This window comes from Chryseobacterium electrogenes, from assembly GCF_053553015.1.
This window is the reverse complement of sequence record NZ_JBNPPB010000002.1, coordinates 218,581-239,009: the sequence shown is the minus strand read 5'-3', so window position 1 is coordinate 239,009 and position 20,429 is coordinate 218,581. Positions and strand designations below refer to the sequence as shown.

15 protein-coding genes are annotated in these 20,429 nt (G+C 35.0%); 10 read left to right on the top strand and 5 right to left on the bottom strand.

The window, feature by feature from the left end; all coding sequences use genetic code 11:
- Window positions 1-66: 66 nt before the first annotated feature.
- The 5 genes from ACQQ6V_RS01095 (at window position 67) to purF (ending at window position 5,618) form a co-directional block, all read left to right on the top strand.
- Window positions 67-1,899 carry an endonuclease gene (locus tag ACQQ6V_RS01095; protein ID WP_448843751.1) on the top strand — a complete coding sequence of 611 codons (1,833 nt, stop codon included), beginning with the start codon at window positions 67-69 and terminating at the stop codon, window positions 1,897-1,899.
- 108 nt (window positions 1,900-2,007) lie between these two features.
- On the top strand, window positions 2,008-2,613 hold the full coding sequence (locus ACQQ6V_RS01090; protein ID WP_448843750.1) for a SatD family protein: 606 nt from the start codon (window positions 2,008-2,010) through the stop codon (window positions 2,611-2,613).
- Window positions 2,610-3,311, top strand: a complete 702-nt coding sequence (locus ACQQ6V_RS01085) for a DUF3307 domain-containing protein (RefSeq protein ID WP_448843749.1) — start codon at window positions 2,610-2,612, stop codon at window positions 3,309-3,311. The genes ACQQ6V_RS01090 and ACQQ6V_RS01085 overlap by 4 nt, the downstream gene beginning before the upstream one ends.
- 58 nt (window positions 3,312-3,369) lie before the next feature.
- Window positions 3,370-4,089 (top strand): phosphoribosylaminoimidazolesuccinocarboxamide synthase, encoded by a 720-nt coding sequence (gene purC, locus ACQQ6V_RS01080; RefSeq protein ID WP_448843748.1) that lies wholly within the window; start codon window positions 3,370-3,372, stop codon window positions 4,087-4,089.
- Between the two features lie 20 nt (window positions 4,090-4,109).
- Window positions 4,110-5,618: an amidophosphoribosyltransferase gene (gene purF / locus ACQQ6V_RS01075; protein WP_448843747.1), complete on the top strand. Its 1,509-nt coding sequence runs from the start codon at window positions 4,110-4,112 to the stop codon at window positions 5,616-5,618.
- Between the two features lie 148 nt (window positions 5,619-5,766).
- On the opposite strand, the gene rplS is transcribed toward purF, so the two are convergent.
- A complete protein-coding gene (gene rplS / locus ACQQ6V_RS01070; protein ID WP_448843746.1) occupies window positions 5,767-6,123 on the bottom strand; it encodes a 50S ribosomal protein L19 in 357 nt (118 codons plus the stop codon).
- A 401-nt stretch (window positions 6,124-6,524) separates the two neighbouring features.
- Here rplS and gldD point away from each other — a divergent pair, with 401 nt between their 5' ends.
- The 5 genes from gldD to ACQQ6V_RS01045 all read left to right on the top strand — a co-directional run bounded on the left by gldD (window position 6,525) and on the right by ACQQ6V_RS01045 (window position 13,748).
- Complete coding sequence (gene gldD / locus ACQQ6V_RS01065) at window positions 6,525-7,082, top strand: gliding motility lipoprotein GldD (protein ID WP_448843745.1); 558 nt, start codon at window positions 6,525-6,527, stop codon at window positions 7,080-7,082.
- A gap of 37 nt (window positions 7,083-7,119) precedes the next feature.
- The gene (locus tag ACQQ6V_RS01060; protein ID WP_448843744.1) at window positions 7,120-8,040 is read left to right on the top strand and encodes a PfkB family carbohydrate kinase; all 921 of its coding nucleotides are present in this window, start codon (window positions 7,120-7,122) and stop codon (window positions 8,038-8,040) included.
- 68 nt (window positions 8,041-8,108) lie between these two features.
- The gene (locus ACQQ6V_RS01055; RefSeq protein WP_448843743.1) at window positions 8,109-9,941 is read left to right on the top strand and encodes a peptidylprolyl isomerase; all 1,833 of its coding nucleotides are present in this window, start codon (window positions 8,109-8,111) and stop codon (window positions 9,939-9,941) included.
- 65 nt (window positions 9,942-10,006) lie between these two features.
- A complete protein-coding gene (locus ACQQ6V_RS01050; RefSeq protein ID WP_448843742.1) occupies window positions 10,007-11,365 on the top strand; it encodes a peptidylprolyl isomerase in 1,359 nt (452 codons plus the stop codon).
- Between the two features lie 286 nt (window positions 11,366-11,651).
- On the top strand, window positions 11,652-13,748 hold the full coding sequence (locus ACQQ6V_RS01045; protein WP_448843741.1) for a M13 family metallopeptidase: 2,097 nt from the start codon (window positions 11,652-11,654) through the stop codon (window positions 13,746-13,748).
- Between the two features lie 70 nt (window positions 13,749-13,818).
- On the opposite strand, the gene ACQQ6V_RS01040 is transcribed toward ACQQ6V_RS01045, so the two are convergent.
- The 4 genes from ACQQ6V_RS01040 to ACQQ6V_RS01025 form a co-directional block, all read right to left on the bottom strand.
- Window positions 13,819-14,976 (bottom strand): T9SS type B sorting domain-containing protein, encoded by a 1,158-nt coding sequence (locus tag ACQQ6V_RS01040; protein WP_448846164.1) that lies wholly within the window; start codon window positions 14,974-14,976, stop codon window positions 13,819-13,821.
- Between the two features lie 212 nt (window positions 14,977-15,188).
- The gene (gene istB / locus ACQQ6V_RS01035; protein ID WP_448843740.1) at window positions 15,189-15,944 is read right to left on the bottom strand and encodes an IS21-like element helper ATPase IstB; all 756 of its coding nucleotides are present in this window, start codon (window positions 15,942-15,944) and stop codon (window positions 15,189-15,191) included.
- 21 nt (window positions 15,945-15,965) lie between these two features.
- Window positions 15,966-17,534, bottom strand: coding sequence for an IS21 family transposase (gene istA, locus ACQQ6V_RS01030; RefSeq protein ID WP_448843739.1), 1,569 nt, complete (start codon window positions 17,532-17,534; stop codon window positions 15,966-15,968).
- Window positions 17,535-17,696: 162 nt separating this feature from the next.
- Window positions 17,697-20,399 (bottom strand): DUF7948 domain-containing protein, encoded by a 2,703-nt coding sequence (locus ACQQ6V_RS01025; RefSeq protein ID WP_448843738.1) that lies wholly within the window; start codon window positions 20,397-20,399, stop codon window positions 17,697-17,699.
- Window positions 20,400-20,429 lie beyond the last annotated feature (30 nt).

The following is a 20,429-nucleotide window of genomic DNA, read 5'->3' as shown; positions in this document are numbered from 1 at the left end:
GTATTAATAATTACACTATTCTTTTTAATGAATAATTATTTATATTTACCATCTTTTTAACTTTTTATGAAGAAATTATACTTTGCAATTTTGCTGGCTCCTTTTTTATCATTTTCACAAGCTGGAGATTACTATCAAGGAACCGACAATTTGTCAGGCTACGCACTGAAAACCAAACTACAAGAAATTTTATCTAATAAAACTATTAGTTGGCATTATGATAATCTAGGTAGCTTTTATGCAACAACAGATGTAGATCGTTATTATGAAAATAATGGGTCGTTAATGGATATTTATTCTGAAATACCAACAGGACCAGATGCGTACGAGTATGACTTTACACAGATGATTGGTACAGCGGGGAGCGAAGGATTGGGTTGGAACCGCGAACATGTGATGCCTCAAAGTTCTTTTAACAGCAATTACCCAATGTATTCGGATTTGCTTTTTGTCATCCCAACAGATGCAAGAATTAATCAGTTGAGAAATAATTATCCTTATGGTATTGCTGGGGCTAAAAATCACTACACCTTCACTAATTCTTCTAAGATTAATGATTCTGCTATTCCTAATGCAACATATACAGGTAGAGTTTATGAACCTATTAACGAGTTTAAAGGAGATATTGCAAGAATGCTATTATATTTTGTAGTAAGGTACCAAGGGAAATTAGGGAGTTTTAATTTTGACACGGATGCTGATCCTAAAAAAGACAGAAACCCACTTAATGGTACAGAGGAGCAAGCTTTCGAAAAATGGTACATTGACATGTTGGTAAGCTGGCATAATGCAGATCCAGTATCTCAAAGAGAAAAGGATCGAAATAATTATGTCTACGCCATCCAGAAAAACAGAAATCCTTTTATCGATCATCCAGAATGGGTTAATACAATTTGGAATCAGACTTTAAGTACCGTTGCACCACAAGCACCATCTAATTTGGCTGCTACAAAAGTATCGGCATATTTTACCAACTTGCAATGGCAACCGACTTCTGATCCTACAGTATTAGGCTATGAAGTATACCAAGATGGCATTTTGTTAAAGAGAACCTCTGAAGCTAAAATGGTTGTTGATCGATTAACGCCTAATACAACTTACAATTTCAATATTGTTACATATAATAATTCTTATCAGAAAAGCGCCATTAGCAATGTTGTTTCTGTGACGACCTTGGAGTCGGATGTTTATTCAAAAGATTTGATAATAATAAAATATCTCGAAGGTTCTGATAATAACAAAGCATTAGAAATTAAAAATACAACCGGACACGATGTAGATCTAAATAATTACAGATTAAGCATGCAGACTAAAGTTGGAAATAATTTCTTTTTCGAAAAACCGTTAGAGCTAGAAGGCAAGTTAGCACATGGAGAATCCATTGTAGCAATTAACCCGAATGCTAAGTTTTCTTGTTATAACACGGCAGATGCTAAGTTTGTTTCGGCGGCACCAGCTTTGGCGTTTGTTGGTTCTAATTACGTAGAGCTTAACTATAAAAACTTCCCCGTAGATGCTATCGGCACGAAAGGCATTAATAACTCTAATGCTGATAAATCGCTTTATAGATTACCGTCTGTGACTAATCCCACAAAGGTTTTTGCAGACGAAGAATGGCAATCTTTCCCAATGGATTATTGCGCGGGATTAGGCAATCTTTCTTCTTCAGAAATCAATATTAATGAGATTAATAGATTGTATCCTAACCCAGTTTCTGATATTTTATATGTTGATTCTAAAACTAAAATCTCTTCTTATGAAATCATTGATGCTTCTGGTCGCGTAGTAAAGTCATCCAAGCAAGCAGATCTTCAATCTGGAATTAACGTATCTAGCTTAGCAAGCGGTGTTTACTTTATTAAATTTAATTCTAAATCTCAACAGTTTATCAAAAAATAAGCTTTTTTGCTGATATTAACCATTTATAAGCTTTTTTGCTAATATTTTATTTTATAAGCGCTTTGTATTATATTTTAAAATATTAGCGAAAAGTATTATATTTGCATAATGAAAGCAGTAATCACTGGTGATATAATTAACTCTCAAAAATTCGGGACAGAAGTCTGGCACAAGGCTTTGCAAGAAATTTTTGCAGGGAAATCTTCTGCAGAATGGGAGAATTATCGTGGTGACGAATTTCAATATTTAATTCAAAATGCCGAAAATAGCTTTTTAGAGTTTCTTAAAATAAAAGCTGGAATCAAAAAAATCCAAGACCTTGATGTTAGGATTTCTATTGGACTCGGCGAGCAGAATTTTGTGGCTGATAAAGTATCACAAAGCAACGGCAGCGCTTTTGTCAATTCTGGACGCAATCTAGAACGAATTAAAACCGAAAAAATTAATCTTTTTATCAATTCTGATTCTAAAATTCTAGACGAAGAGCTTAATCTAATTTTTAAATGGGTGAGTCTTACCGTTGATAATTGGAGCGTAATGTCTGCCGAGATTGCAGAACTCTTTTTGCTAAATCCTACCATCAATCAGGAAGAAGCCGCAAAACGCTTACAAATTAGCCAATCTTCTATAAGCCAACGCCTTAAAAGAGCTAACTTTGACTTATTATTAGAAACCGAAGCCTATTTCCGTCAACTAATACAATCTCAAGAATGATCTTCTTACCACTCATATTGGCTCATTTAATTGGAGATTTCGTACTTCAGCCAGATGCGTGGGTTAAGGATAAAGAGCAGAAAAAACTCAAAAGTCCTTTTTTATATGGACATTGTTTTTTGCACCTTGCATTAAGCTTTTTGTTTCTCTGGAATCTTAATTATTGGTGGATTGCACTTATTGTTGGTATTTCTCATTTTATAATTGATGCTTCAAAACTCATTTTTCAAAAACCTAATAACAAAAGACAATGGTTTTTTATAGACCAAGCTTTACATATAGCGGTGATTATAGGATTGTCATTATCAATCTCAACTAATATTAACTGGGAGTTGATATTCAATGAAAAAACATTAAAATACATTGTGGCAGCAGTATTTTTGACATCACCAGCCTCTATAATCATCAAAATATTAATCGGTATCTGGACACCTAATCCACGAGAAATAGATGCTGTACAGACGGATTCTTTAGCTAATGCTGGCAAATATATTGGGATTTTAGAGCGCTTACTCGTATTTGTATTTATCCTTGTTAATCATTGGGAAGGCGTGGGATTTATGATTGCAGCTAAGTCTGTTTTCAGGTTTAGCGATTTGGCGCAAGCTAAGCAAAGGAAGTTGACAGAATATGTTTTGATCGGGACATTATTGAGTTTTGGTATCGCAATCATAGTTGGGATTTTGGTTAGTTTTTAAATCAACTAATTCCGTAAATTTGCATAGAAATAAAAAGTAAATAAAGTAAAAAGTAAAAATGGAAAAGAAAGAAATGCTTTATGAAGGTAAGGCTAAACAGGTTTTCGCAACCGAAAACCCAGACGAAGTCGTTGTTAGATACAAAGATGATGCTACAGCTTTTAATGCACAAAAGCGCGGTTCTTTCGCTAGAAAAGGCGAATTAAACAATGCTATCTCTACCTTAATTTTCGAGTATCTAATGAGACAAGGCGTACCGACTCATTTCATACAAAAGCTTAATGATATAGAACAACACGTAAAAAAAGTGGACATTATCCCTTTAGAAATGGTGGTTCGTAATTACGTTGCAGGAAGCATGGCACAGCGTCTAGGCGTAGAAGAAGGGCTTAAGTCTCCTGTAACGATTTTTGATTTATGTTATAAAAAAGATGAGTTAGGTGATCCGCTAATCAACGATCATCACGCCGTTTTCTTAGGTGCAGCAACTTACGATGAATTAGAAATGATGTACGCTCTAACGGATAAGATTAATCAATTATTGATTAAGTTGTTCGATAAAATGAATATTATTTTGGTTGATTTTAAAATCGAATTAGGAAAAACAAGCGATGGCAAAATTGTATTAGCAGACGAAATTTCGCCAGACACTTGCAGATTATGGGATAAAGACACCATGAAAAAACTAGACAAAGATCGCTTCCGTAGAGATCTTGGCGAGATCACAGAAGCTTATGAAGAAATATACGATAGACTACAAAAAGCCGTTAACAAATAATTCCTTTAAAGGAAATTAAAATGGATTTAGAATTTCAAAATTTCAGTTCGTTACCCAAATATGCGTTTCAAAATCGTTATAATGAGTTTGAAGAATTGAAGCACAATGAAGGAGAGCAAAATGCTTATCCTTTTGATAAAATGGAAGAAGAATGTGGTATTTTCGGACTACATTCTGAGGAAAATTTGGATACATTTTCTTTATCACAATTCGGATTATTTGCCTTACAACATCGCGGTCAAGAGGCGTGTGGCATTACCGTTGGTAATAAAGGAAAGTTATATTCTGTAAAAGACGAAGGTCTGGTTTTAGATGTTTTTAAAACCATAGAAGACCCAGAAACTTTTATGGGAAATTCTGTCATTGGACATACGAGATATACCACTGCTGGGGATAAAAAGAAATATAATTTCCAACCGTTTTTTGCGAAAAACGAGTACGATCAGATCATTCTTTCTATTGCCCATAACGGAAACCTAACCAATGCGAAACAACTCAAAAAAGAATTAGAAGAAGAAGGTGTTGTTTTTAGAGCAACTTCAGATTCTGAGGTAATTTTGAGATTGATACAAAAAAACCTAGATCTTGGATTACGTGGCGCCATAAAAGCCACTATGGAAAAGATTGAAGGCGCTTATTCCGTTGTTGGTGTTACGCGTAATAAATTTTTTGCGTTCCGTGATTTCAATGGGATCAGACCATTGGTATTGGGAGCAATTGACGAAAAAACTTTTGTTGTAGCATCAGAAAGCTGTGCATTAGATGGTGTTGGCGCACAATACGTTAGAGATATATTACCTGGCGAGATTGTTTATACCAGTGATAACGAGGTTGGCTTACAATCTTATTTGGTAAAAGATGATTGCGTTAATAAAATTTGCTCTTTTGAGTATATTTATTTTGCACGACCAGATTCTACTTTAGAAGGTATTAATGTCCATGAAATCCGAGAGCGATCAGGAGAAAAAATATGGGAACAAGCTCCCGTAGAAGCCGACATTGTGATTGGTGTACCAGATTCTGGCGTACCAGCTGCAATTGGTTTTTCTAAAGCTTCGGGTATTCCGTTTCGTCCAGTATTGATTAAGAATCGATATATCGGAAGATCGTTTATCATTCCGTCTCAAGAAATGAGAGAACATTATGTTAATCTAAAACTCAATCCTATTGTTTCTGAAATGAAGGACAAAAGAGTTGTGATTATCGATGATTCTATCGTAAGAGGTACAACGTCTAAACGCCTGGTTAAAATCTTGAAAAAAGCTGGTGTTAAAGAAATCCATTTCAGAAGTGTGTCGCCACCGATTATTGCGCCATGTTTCTTGGGGATTGATACACCAACTAAAGATGATCTAATCTCTGCAAATATGACGAAAGACGAACTTCAAAAATATTTAGACGTCGATAGCTTAGAGTTTTTATCAGTTGACAATTTAATTAGTATTTTAGGCTCTCCTAATCATTGTTTTGGATGTTTTACAGAAAAATACCCTGTAAAAAGAGAAGAAGAAATAGAATTATTTCAATAAAAATCTTATATCCTGAGTTTGTCTAAGGATTTATAAAAAATAGAAAGTCTGATGATTAGATCGTCAGACTTTCTATTTTACACATTTGCACATAAAAAAAAACCTTGAGAAAAATCTCAAGGTTTTATGTTCATTCAGAAGCTTCGGATTATTTACCGTTGTAAGACTTATCTCTGATTCTTGCTTTTTTACCTCTAAGCTCACGGAAGTAGTAGATTCTAGCTCTTCTAACTTTACCTTGTCTGTTAACTTCGATTTTTTGTAAAGCTGGCATGTTGATAGGGAAAACTCTCTCTACACCTACATCTCCAGACATTTTTCTAATCGTAAAAGTCTTAGTAGCACCAGTTCCTCTTAGTTGGATAACCACCCCTTTGAAAAACTGAGTTCTTGTTTTAGCCCCTTCCTTAATTTCGTAATAAACAGTGATTGTATCACCTGCTTTAAAAGTTGGGAACTCTTTTTTGTTGATGTACTTGTCTTGTACGTACTTAATTAAATCCATTTTTTATATAAAAAAACTTGGTTAAAGTCAAACAACTTACACGGACTTCGTCAGAGGTTGGCTAACAGGATGCAAAATTATAAAAAAATATTAAATCTCCAAAAAGTATTTATAATTTTTTTGGGCGTGACCCTTCGCTCGGTAATTTACGGCGCTCGCTGCGCTCGCGCCTCCAATTCCTCACTTGGGTCGCTACGTCCGCTGCAATCTTTTTCTATCCAAAGCTTCTCTTATTTGATGTATAATTACCAACATCTTTAGAAAAAGGATATCCGCTACCATCGCTCACGCAGGCCAATTAAAGCGGAAAATAAGGTAAATATCACAATAAACAGAAATATTGGTAAATTTTTATAATTTATATTTTTTACCATATAAAATCTAATCACTATTTTTGCCAGATGTTAAAAAATCTTTTAGGTCTTTTATTACTAACTATTGTGGTGTCTTGCGGTAAAGACATTAAGCCAAAACCTAGCGGAGAATTGCGTTTAGAATACCCTAGACCCAACTATCAGACGTTTCAAACAGAATGTCCATTTCAGTTTGATTATTCTGATATTGCTGTCATGCGCGATGCCAAAAAACAATGTTGGTATAATATGACTTATCCAAAGATGAAAGCTAACGTATTTATTACCTACTTCCCTATTAATAATGATTTTGGACTTCATATAAAAGAAGCAGAAAGAATGGTGTATGAGCATACTATAAAAGCAAGCAGTATTGATACCAAAAGTTTTGCTTATCCAGAAAAGAAGGTTTTCGGGAATTTTTATGAGCTTAAGGGGCAGTCAGCATCTAATATACAGTTTTATATAACAGATAGCACTCGACACTTTGTCACAGGAAATCTTTATTTTAATTCTAGACCTAAGCCAGACTCATTAGCTCCAGCAGTAGATTATATAAAAAAGGATATGCTCCACTTGATCGATACATTTGAGTGGAAAAAATAACAATTACTATAAATTAAATAAATAATATAACAATATAATGAAATTATTAGCAGTAGGAACTGTCGCTTTCGACGCCATAGAAACACCTTTCGGAAAAACAGATAAAATCTTAGGAGGCGCTGCAACATATATAGGATTAGCAGCATCAGCTTTAGAAACAGAAGTAGGATTAGTCTCTGTAATTGGCGGTGATTTCCCACAAGAATATCTTGATATGATGACGTCTAAAAACATCAATATCGATGGTGTAGAAATGATAAAAGAGGGCAAGACTTTCTTCTGGAGTGGTAAGTATCACAATGATCTTAACTCAAGAGATACATTAGTAACAGAACTTAATGTTTTAGAAAACTTCGACCCAAAAATCCCTGCATCTTATGCAGATGCTGATGTATTAATGTTAGGTAATCTACATCCAGCTGTACAATTAGCAGTTCTAGACAGAATGAACCAACGTCCAAAATTAGTTATCTTAGATACTATGAATTTTTGGATGGATCTTACTTGGGATCTATTGATGGATGTCATTGCAAAAACTGATGTTATCACAATTAACGACGAAGAAGCAAGACAACTTTCTGGCGAGTATTCTTTGGTAAAAGCAGCTCATAAAATCCATACATTAGGACCAAAATTTGTGATTATCAAAAAAGGAGAACACGGCGCATTATTATTCCATGAAGGAAAGATTTTTGCAATTCCTGCGTTACCATTAGAAGAGGTTTTTGATCCAACTGGAGCTGGAGACACCTTTGCAGGAGGATTTGCTTCTCATATTACTAAGACAGGAGATTTCAGTTTCAATAATATGAAAAATGCCTTGATCGTAGGAAGTGCAATGGCATCTTTTACAGTAGAGAAATTCGGGACAGAACGCATTGAGCAAGTAACAGAAGAAGAATTAACAGCAAGAATTAATCAATTCCGTGAGTTAACCTCTTTTGAGATTGGAGCATAATTTTAACCATTGCTTTAATATCACCAAATAACCCAAATCAACAACAAGATATTATATAACCACCAATAATGAAGAAGATCATATATTTGGCATCTGCACTTTGTGTCACACCAATGGTTCTGGCACAAAGTTTAGTTGTAGGAAATGAGCAGATTTCCGTTCAGGATTTCAAAAAGCAGTATAAATACGGATTAGAAAATAGCGGCATAGACAAAACTATTAATTCTACAGTAGAATTTTTATTGCTCCAACAGCTTGCAGAGGAGAAAAAAGCAGATACGATGAGATTCTTCGGTAATGCTTTAGGCTTGCGCTATAATGAGCTTAAGCAAGACAACTTCTACCCAAACTCAATCATAGAGCCGTTAGTCGCAGATTTTGTAAAAGATAGCCAAGTAGAGCGTAAAATTCAGGTTTTTTCTATGATGAAAACTGCTGGACAAGTTGATAATTACTCTCAAGTATACAACGACGTAAAAGCTGGCAAATTAACCATGGAAGAAGCTTTAGAAAAATATTCTAAAGATGTAATTCCTGCAATGTATGTAAAAGCTGGTTCTATTGATAACGAGCTATATGCAGATATTATCAAAACGCCAGTTGGTGGTTATACAAAACTTGTAGACACACCAGTTGCAGTCTACTTCGCTAAGGTTTTGGACACTAGACCAAGCTTAGGCTACATTAGCTTTGGATCTTTGTCTTATCCTAATGATTTTAACGAAGAAGATAGCAAAAATAAAATCTATGCAGCCTTAAAATCCGGAAAGAAATTCGAGGAAGTTACCAAGATGTATGGATCAACAGATCAAGAAAAAAATTCTGGAGGATTAGTTATGGGATCTCCCGTATTACCAGATGAAGTCTATGCATTGTTAAAAGATAAGCCTAAAGGATATTATACAACAAGCCCAATATTGATTGATAAAAAATTCTTTATTTTCAATATTTATCACATAGAACCGTACAAATTGTTGCCAGAAAACAAGGACTTTTATAAGAAAGAAATGATGGCTAGCAATTATGGAGAATTGGCTTATGAAAAATTAATCAAGAGTCTAAAAGTAGCGCCTGATTACAAGGAAATGCCAGATTTTGCAACAATCAAAAAAAATTATCAAGCCTTTAAGCTATTTAAAAATGATAATGCCGTATTGTTTCAATATAAAGACAAGAGCTTAAAGTTTTCTGACTTAAAAGAGCAGATTCAAAAAAACTTTAAAGAATTGGACAAAATCTCTGCTAGAGAATGGGATGGTCTTATGGACAATGTTAGTAATAGCTTTGTTTTTTCTATCTACAGTACAGAATTCCCAAAACGAGCTGATATCAAGCCTGAATTAGAGGAAACCAAAAGAAACCTTTACTCAGAGTATATTTTCTCGCATTATCTAAAAAATGAAGTCAATAAACATCCAGAAAAACTTCAAGCTTATTATAACCAAAATAAGTCTAAGTACATGTGGGAAAAGCGTGCAGACAGCAGAGTCGCTATAATTTCTGACGAAAAGTTGTTAAAAGATGTACAAAAAGAAATGTCAAATCCTAAAAATTGGGACGACCTTAAAAAGAAGTACAACAAACAATTAAATGATAAAGGGCAAATTCTAGTCTCTTTTGAAGAAGGAAAAGTGCCAGAAACAGCAGATATATTTACGGTAAATAAGCTTGCTTTCAAAAAAGGAGTATCTAATACGAAGATCAAAGAAAGATTTGTAGTATTAGCCGTGGATAATATTCTTCCAGAAGAAGTCATGACTTATGAAGAAGCCAAGGATTTGGTAAAAGAAGACTACACCGATCAAGTCTTAAAAGACACAATAGCTTCTCAAAAAGCTAAGGTCAAAGTAGAAATACAGCCAGGTTTCATAGAAGAGTTAAGTAAAAATTTTAAGAAATAATTATAATAAAAGATTAAAGTCAATCCGTTTATAATTATAATTTTGCAAATTAATTAAAGAGAATAATGTTGAAAAATTTAAAAACCTTTTTCCTTTTCGCAATCATTGGCGTTTTCGGACACTTTGCTAAGGCTCAGGAGATTCCCAAAGGACAACTGGTAGATGGTATCGCAGCGGTTATAGGAAACGAAATCGTTCTAGAGTCCGATATCCAAGAACAAGCTAATTATGCTAAGCAGCAAGGAGCCAATGTTAGTAATAAGTGCGAATTTTTAGAAAGTATCATCAATAATAAGTTTCTAATCTACGAAGCTAAAAAAGATACATTAATAGAAAACAGAACTTCTGTCATTAGAGAAAATGCAGAACAGAAATATTCTCAAATTTCGGCACAGTTTCCTGATGAAAAAACCATGTTGGCGATGTACAAATTCCGTACAGCTTATGAGATGAAGAATGCTATTGAGAAAATAGATATTGATAATTATTATGGTCAGCAAAAGTACCAGAGAATTACTGACAAAGCAGACGTTACACCTAATGAGGTTACAGATTTCTTTAACACTCATGGTTATCAATTACCACAAGTTAAAGACGAAGTAACACTTTCTAAAATTAGAATTTATCCTAAGTTAACAGACGCTCACAAGCAACAACTTATAGATAAATTACTTAAAATTAAAAAAGATATTCTAGCCGGAGAATCTTTTGATAGCCAGGCAAGAATCTACTCAGAAGACGAAGGCTCAGCAGCCACTGGAGGTCTGTATAATAATATTAACAGAGGTCAGATGGTAAAACCTTTTGAGGCAGCAGCACTTAACCTTCAAGAAGGAGAGATATCAGACCCTGTAGAATCAGATTTTGGTTACCACCTTATTCAATTAATAAAACGTAGTGGTAAAAAATATGACGCACGTCATATCCTTCTAAAAGCCGAACCTAACAAAGAAGAAATTCTAACGGCAAAAAAAGAATTAGCTGATATAAAATCTCAAATTGAAGCTAAGAAATTAAGCTTTAAAGATGCGGCTTTCAGATATTCTGACGACAAGTCTAGTAAATTTAACGCTGGCGTTATTGCTGGACAAGACGGAAGTGATAAGTTAGAAAAACTACACTTAGATCCAACTATTTCTTATCAGATAGCAGGTCTTAACAAGTCAGACATCACAGATCCTTTCGAGGAAGAGCTTAATCGTAGAAAAGTAGTTTCTATCATACAAGTTAATGATATCATAGACGCTCACCAATTAGATATAACAAGAGATTACGAGCGTATCAAAGATCTGGCACTTAACAAGAAGAAAAACGAAATTGTAGAAAAATGGGTTAAAGAAAGAATCCCAACTACATTTATCTCAATCGATAAAAAATATAACGATTGTAAATTCAAATCAGATTGGAGAAAAGAATCCAAATAATATATTAACCTCTGCTTCGGTAGAGGTTTTTTTATGCTTTTATTTTGGGCAATTCCGCTTCCTACACTTTGGCAATTGCTTAGCGGTCGGGCTGTCCACTACAATACGTCGCTCACTCGGATTTTTGTTTTCGTTCCTCAACAAAAACCTCATTCGCGCCGCATTTCCATTTCCATCCCTATTGCGGTAGAAGTTATAATATCGAAAGTAGATTAAGAGTAGTTCATTTAAGTATTCTGTCTCAGAAATAATTCTTATATTTAACATAATTAATTTAATTCGAAATATGAAAAAAGCAACTATAGGCGTACTTGCGTTTTCAGGAATTGTATTCCTTAACTCTTGTACCAACCAAAAAGCAGCAACCCATGAAGCAGAACCTGTTGTAAAACAATTAGAAACAGTCGTTAGCACACCAAAATATGAAGAAGTAGGTATTGCTTTGGATATGATGGATAAGACAGTACGTGCGCAAGATGATTTCTTTAGTTTCGTTAACGGAAACTGGGTGAAAACTGCAGAAATCCCTTCGGATAAAGCAAGTTGGGGCTCTTTTAATGAGTTGAGAGAGAAGACGGATGACGCATCATTAGATATTCTTAATCATATTTTGACAGACAAATTCCAAGACGGAACAGAAGGCAAAAAAATCCAAAATCTTTACGCGACCTATATGGATATGGACAAGCGTAATGCAGATGGACTTAAGCCAATACAAGCAGATCTAAAAAAAATAGATGCAATAAAAAATCTTAAAGACCTACAAGCTTATCTAGACCAATCTACCAAATATGGAGACAATCCGTTATACGGCTGGAGAGTAGGATCTGATATGAAATCTTCTAATGATAATGCAATCTATCTAGGATCTGCAGATCTAGGATTAGGCAAAGATTATTACCAAAAAGAAAACGAGGCTAACACCAAAACTTTAGCCGAATACCAAAAACATGTTAGTAATTTACTAGATGTTTTAGGATATAAAAATTCTGCAACAATTGCCAAGTCAATTGTAGATTTTGAGAAGTCAATCGCCAAAACTTACTTAACTTTAGAAGAAGGAAGAGATGCTAACAAGCGTTATAATGTTAGAACAACTGCAGAATTAAAATCAATCGTAAAAAATGTAGACTTACCTGATTATTTAACCAAAGTTGGTGTTAATACAGATAAAGTTATTATTGGTGATATTAATTATTATCAGAATCTTGATAAATTTATCAATGCCAAAAACCTTCCTTTAATTAAGGATTACATGAAGGTAAGATTGTTATCTGGCAATGCCGGAACATTGGATCAGCGTTTGGATCAACTTAACTTCAATTTTTACAGCAAATATCTACAAGGACAGCAAGAGCAACGCGCAATGAATAAGCGTGGTCTTGCCATGATAAATGGTGTCTTGGGCGAAGCTTTCGGGAAGTTATATGTAGAAAAATATTTCCCAGCAGAGGCAAAAACTCAGATGGAAGAAATGATTGGCTACCTTATAAAAAGCTACGAAAAGCATATTTCTGAGTTGGAGTGGATGTCTCCTGTGACTAAAGAAAAAGCTTTGGACAAATTATCTAAGTTTACGGTTAAAGTAGCTTATCCAGACAAATGGGAAGATTACTCTAAGTTGACGATTAATAATCCTAACAATGGTGCTAATCTTTATGACAACCTAAAGAATGTATCAGAATGGCGTTACAATAAAAATTTAGAAAAAATAGGAAAACCTGTTGATAAGACCAAGTGGGGAATGTCTCCACAGACGGTTAATGCTTATTACAGTTCTTCTAACAACGAGATTGTTTTCCCAGCAGCAATTTTGCAGCCTCCTTTCTTTAATTTCAAAGCAGATCCTGCTGTTAATTTTGGCGGAATTGGAGCGGTTATCGGTCACGAAATCGGTCACGGTTTTGATGATTCTGGATCAAGATTCGACGGAAACGGAAACCTTAACAACTGGTGGACAGACGAAGATCGTAAAAACTTTGAAGCAGCAACTAAAAAATTGGGAGAGCAATACAGTTCTTATGAGCCGATTGCAGGAACTAAAGTTAATGGAACTTTCACAATGGGAGAAAACATTGGTGATCTTGGTGGCGTAGCCGTTGCTTACGATGCTTTACAAATGTATCTTAAAGACAAAGGAAACCCAGGACCAATAAGCGGTTATACACAAGATCAAAGATTCTTTATGAGTTGGGCAACCGTATGGAGAACCAAGTCAACGGACAAATATCTTCTTAATCAGATAAAAACAGATCCGCACTCTCCAGGAATGTACCGTGCAGTTGGACCTTTAGTTAATGTAGATGCTTTCTATAAAGCATTTGACATCAAAGAAGGCGACAAACATTATAAGAAACCAGAAGAAAGAATTAAAATCTGGTAAGATTAAATAAATCAAAAAAGGAAGTGCTGACTTTAAATAGTCAGCACTTCTTATATCTAGTAAAGTCTTATTAATCTCTGTTTTTAATAAGAACATAACCTGTAAATATTCTACCGTCAGTCACTTTTATTTGATACCAATAAGTAGAAGTTGGCAAGAGATAACCGCTTGATTTTCCATCCCATTCAAAGGGACCTTGCGTTTTAATCTCAAAAACTTTTTTACCAAATCTATCAACAATTTGGACTTCGGATTGAGGGTAGTTTTCTAAGCCATCAATTTTCCAAGTATCATTAATACCGTCATGATTGGGCGTAAAGGTATTAGGAATTTTAAATATTGTAAAATCTCTATGATCTACAATACAACCAGCTTTTGTTTTGACATATACCGTATAAGATCCATTTTTCAAATCTTTGAAAATATTGCTGTTCTGCCAATTAATTTGATCTAAAGAATAAAGATAATCACCATCAGAAGGCATGATGATTTGCACATCTTGATTGTTGATTTGGATGGATGTAATGACAGCAAGTTGGGTTTCAGAAATAACAGTAGATGCCGAATTTTCGCAGCCCGATACATTGGTAACTTTTACACTATAACTTCCGGCTTTGCTTACCTCTATTGTAGCTGTAGTTTCTCCAGTGCTCCACAAATAAGTGCAACTAGAGCAAGTTCCTGGGTCTAAAATAGTGGATAGACCTTTACAGGTTTCTATAGTCTTGGCTAATGTAATCTTTGGTTTTTCTAGAAGAGTAAAATCTAGCTTAAACCATTGTGAACAACCAAAATTATTTTCGATTTTAACATTAAAGATATTATAACCCAATTCGATTTTTGTTTTTGTAAAGTCGGGAACGAGTTGACCAGAAAGATTATAATAACTAAATTTCAATCCAGTGGTGTTAGAAATTAGTTTAGTTTCATAGTCTTTTAAGTTGATGATTTTAAAGTTGTCTGTTGTGTCATTACAAAATGCAGGTTCAGAAAAATCCTTCGCAGCAATCGTATTGTTATTAACATTAATAGTTACCGCTAATCTGTTGATGCTTTCGCAAGCGTTAATACTTTGCGAAGCGTAATAAGTCGTGCCATTAATTAGCGTTGTGGTCATTGGTAAGAGTGCTCCAGTAGCATCGTACCATTTTATATTTTGTCCTACAAGTTCAATATTAGATAACGTTGGATTTTGTCCAATACAGAATGATTGTGTTGTAAGTCCAATTGGTGGTTGTGGATCATTAATTAATACTAAAATTTCAAGCTTTTGACTTTCGCATCCAGATATATTTTGGCTTACATAATATTTTGTATTATTAATTAATAAAGTGTTAGTTGGTAGGTGTGAACGGTAAGTAAAAATGCAGAGTTTTTGGCAATTAAGAGTACAGAGTTTTTGGCAACAATGTATGCATAGCTCACCTCAAAAGTATATTTTTAATTTGGATTTTCAAATAGCATTGTCCGATTTTCCATTCTGAAGCTTTTTCCAGTAAGATTTATTACTTCACATCTATAAAGCAAACGGTCTAACAATGCGGTTGCAATGACTTCATCGTCCAACATTTTAGCCCATTCCGTGGGTTTTTTATTGGTGGTTATGACGATGGACGTTTGTTCATATATTTGGTTTATAAAGTTAAAAAAGGTCACTGCCATGTTTTTTTCAAGCGGAAAAAGCATAATATCATCTAGCACAAGCAAATTTGCCTTTAGTAATTTTTTGTATTCAATCATCTGTGATTTCATAAAATCTTTCGTTTTTAGCGTAGTAAGAATTTCATCCATTGTTCTAAAATAGACCTTATAGCCTGCTTTAACCGCATCCATGGATAGCCCTGCAGCCAGTGCCGTTTTACCAGTTCCACTAGGACCCATTAGAACAATATTGAAGAGTTGATCAATCCAGTTTAACTCCCGTAGCTGGGCTAGGCGCTCAGATCGAAGCCCGTTCCTATCGGCTTGATAGAGGTCTAGGTTCGAGTTTCTAGGGAGTCCTGCTACTTTAGTTCGTCTTAGTTCGTCTTTTTTGTGGCGATGATCCGCTTCTGCTTCGAGTAATTTCAAGGTGTATTGTACGAACCCTAACTCTTGTTTTTCCGCGTAAGAGATCACATCCTCCAGCTGTGTGCTGACTGCCGAGAGTCTGAAGCTGTTACATAACTGCTTGATTTGTTGCTTTTGTGTTTCCATTTTTGTAATTGTGGTTTTTGGTTATCTTACATTCAAGAAAAAATCATCATAACTCCCTAGCTCACTTCTCTGGGGATTCGTTTGAGCTAAAAGCCTGCTAGTACCATCCAGTGGATTGAGCGCAATGATTTTAGGGTCTAATTGTACGACGTCTTGCTGTTCTTTTTCCAGCATAAGCACTAGAGCTTTAAAGTCCCTCGCACTCAGTATGTCATTTTGATAAGCGTAGTCCAATGCTCGGGATACTATGGAGCGCTCCGTCGTATTGACGATCACTTTGAGCGCCTGTATTTGATCACGAATATATCTGGGCTTGTGTGCCTGTATACGTTCTATCCAAAGTAGCGCTAACAGCTTATTCTCCATAAGATCACATAACTCACTCATCATCTCCATAATGGCTGTGTTTTTGTCACGCTTGTGATCTCGTGCAATGATTTTTTGACCTTTCAAAAGACAAATTTGATGTCGACAGAGCTCTGAGCGTTGGTCATTAAGCACAATAAGTTCGGTTGCCATGACCTTTACTTCAACTTGCGTGTTAGTCCCTTTGTAGGTTCCAAATGGAAGGCTATAAAAGTTTCCCTTGTAGGATATTTTGTTGTCCTTATGAACTGTATACATAAGTAAGGGCTGCGAAGGCAGTTCAATTGGATGCCATGGGTCTAAAAAGGGTCTCTCGATGTTAAGCTCCTGGTACGGTATAGCTTTGGTTGTGCCGTGCTGCAATGCGTTCGCCGTACGCCCTAGCCACTCCAGAGCTTCTATATTTAAAACCTCTAGATCTTTAAATGAACGATTGTACAGGAAATTTTTCTTCACATACCCCACCACATTTTCAACCTTCCCTTTAGATTCAGGATCTGCCTTTCTACAAAAATAGGTCGTAAAGCCGCGCTCTCGCACGTATCTCCGGAACTCATTGGTCAGTACAAGATCACCTAAGTTTTCTGAGACTAAGAATAATCGGTCTTGGTCATAAACAATTTCTTTGGGAACACCGCCAATGTGCTGGAATGCCACTTCGTGTGCACGGATGACATCAAATGCGGTAAAGGGAGTGTCTTGGAATAGAATGTACTTATAGCGTGAACGAGAGAGCACAAAAGTAAAGTATTGCACTTTACGAACCTTTCCGTTTGTTGTGCGCATATTGAAAAAACCGAAGTCTACCTGTCCTTGTAAACCGTAGCCTAATTCTGGAACCATTACATACTCCCTCTCTTTTTCCTTTTTTAGAATGGTGTAAGTAGACCGTACATGATGTACAAAATTGAAAACAGTCTTCTGACTTACACGAGGTATGTCAGGATAATGCTCTTTGAGCCAATCGTGCATCTGAGCCGCCGAGGTTTCAGGATAAACTTCTAATCGCTCTTTGACAAACTGGGTGTAAACTTCTAAAACTTTCTTCCTACCTTTGGGCTCCGAGAGCTTAACTGCGAATTCTTCTTCGCTCTGGGTGAGATAACGTTTGGCGGTACGCCAATCCATGCCGAGAAAATCAGCAATTTTTGAAATGGAAAAGCCTTCTCGACTCATCCGATTAACTTCATGATAGATCATAAGTTTGTTTAAATAATAGTTCATAATTACCTTGTCTTTATTGCATGACAAAGGTGGTTAATTCCTATGGGGCTGTATGCCCCATAGGGTGAACTATGTATTCATTGTTGCCAAAAACTCTGTATTTGTTCTTGCCATTTATTCTGTAGTCTTATTTACGAAAAGTTCTGTATTATTATTTACCGATTACAGTAGGTTATTACCTGTAGAGTTATACCATTGTAATCCAACTCCAGAAACTTGTATATCCGATATTTTTGGTTGAGTAATGGCGCAAAAATTTTGAGTAGAATTAGCCACAGGTTTTGGTTGATCCGTGATTTCTACTTCTTGAGTTTGTGTTGCGATATTTCCAGCTCCGTCATCATAAGTCCAAGTAATGTTATATGTACCAGGAATGCTGTAACTTAGAGGATCGCTAGTTATTCCGATAACTAGACCTTTACATTTATCAGTAGCAGTTGGTTTGGTAGAGATTATTGTTTTACAGTTTGCGGTAATTTTCGGAAGTGATGGTAGGTCTGGAACAGGTTTTTCTATATCACCAACAAAAACGTTTACTGTATAAGTACTATCACAACCTCCCGTACCAGTAATAGCGCAAGAATATGTACCAGATTGAATTGTGTTAGCATTGTTTATTATTGGATTTTGCAGGGTGGACGTAAAACCATTGGGGCCAGTCCAAGCGTAACTGGTGCCACCAGATGCTTTTAATTCTATATCAGAGCCAATACATATTGGAGAGTTAGATGATATTGATGCGGAGGAAGTGCAATCTTTGAATTTTGCAATGTAAATATTACTGCTTGTATTTAGTCTGTTTTCTTGAAATACACCTGGTGTTGATATATTAGACGAATTTCCATGTTCTATTCCGTAAAAATAAATATGATCAGAATTATCCTTAATAACTTCATTAAGTTGATTACCAAAATAGAAAGTTCCCCATATCTTGTTAAGGTCTAGGTCGTATTTTATGACAAAGACATTTATATATGTCGATATAGGAGGCATTGTTAAAAATGCATCTGGAGTTGCGACCATATTAACCCAAGGACCATAATTAATGGTTGATCCAGATACAAAAATTCCGCCCTTATCATCAATATATGGTATGTAATGAAAATCATCATAAAGATAAAACTCTTTACGGCTTATTATGCTGTTAATAGAAGTATCAATTTTATATAATAGACCATTTTTTTTTCCCAATGCATTTTCTGCCTTACCTATAAAGTATATATGGTTTCCAATTCTTCTAGCATAATTAATATAATCATAATAATTACTACTTTTATCATCGCCAATTAAAGTTGAATATTTTAAAGAACCGGATTCATCAAAAATTATATGTAAACCATTTACATTTAAACCATTATTACTAATGTTTATTGGGTTGAGAAGTGGCGTATCATTTGCAGTAGTAGCACCCATAATCTCGATATAATTAGAGCCTGTATTAAAAATTTGTTTCAATGTTGTTGCCCCACTTGGTCCACCAAAAAAAGTTACCCAATCTGTATTGCCATTTGCAGCATCAAATTTACCAATAAAACTTTTTTTGTAATTACCAATGTTCGTAGGTTGGTATGTGCCAGGAGTTGCAAGATTGGTCCGACTTAAAGTTTCTCCAATAACATAAACTTTACCATTAAGGTAGGCAACATCCCATGGCAAATCTGTACGGTTTCCTCCAAATGTTTTGTTGAAAATCATGGTTCCAGTAGTAGAAAACTTTACCAGTGAAATATCTTCGCTTGCGCTATATGGATTATTAGGATTGGTAACAGATGGGATGCTAATTTCTCCAGTTGCATAGACATTGTTTTTATCATCAAAAGTGATTTGTAGAAAACTATCATAAAATTTTAAACCATAATATGTACCCCATAATTTTTGGGAACCATCTTTAGTTATTTTAGATAGAAAAGCATCTGCAAAGCCTGAGCTATTCCAAGTTGGTTGATAACTACCAGATGTGGCAATGTTTATATCACTAAGTGTTGTACCGAAGACATAAACATCATCATTATTGTCCGTCTTAACGTAGCCTTCATCTTCGCGATTACCTCCGAAATAACTTCCCCAGATTCTGGTTGGCACGGGATCTATAACAATGGTTTTATCAGAAGTATTAATTGACGAATCAAATCCAAAGGTTTGGTTTCCTAGATCTTTAAAGTTAACAACAATATTTTGTTTAGAATATTGGTGCTCTATCCAAGAGTTCGGAATATTTTCTTGCATTTCTCCGAATCTTAACGCCATGGATAATTTGCCATTTTTTAATTTGGTTTTAGCACCATTAAATTTCATCTTAATATCAGAGATTTTCCCTCCAGGATGTACTAAGAAGTTGTATTCTACAGTTTTTGTAGAATCTTCAGGTTTAAAAAACACCAAGTCCACATGGTCATAAATGTTTTTATAAACAATGCGTTGGTAACGATGCACTTTTTCTACACCTTCTGGCTTGTATTGTAGGTTGTAATAGTTTTCGTAGTCCACAGATTGCCCTTCTGCTATGATTTCTACATTTTTACTAGCATTAACGAGATCAATGTCTACACGGTGGTATCTTGATCGGTATTCAAATTTTTCTTGCTGCCTTTTTTTAGGGTGATAACTTTCATTTTTTTTTGAGATTTCTTTTTTTGTTTTTAAAATCGTTTTATCAACTTCATGTACATCGTATGAAAATCCGGTCTTTTTAATCTGAACATTAAGCCCATTCGATATAAAAAGATATTTAACATCAGTATTAGGACGCGATTTTTGATCGATAATCTGCCCTTTGTTTTCGTAAAAAAAGTAATTGTTTTTTTGTGTTTGAGAAAATGCAGTTAAGAATAAATTTAATAAAAAGAGTAAGTATAATTTCTTCATCAAAATCTTGTTTTTAGTTTTGACAAAGAT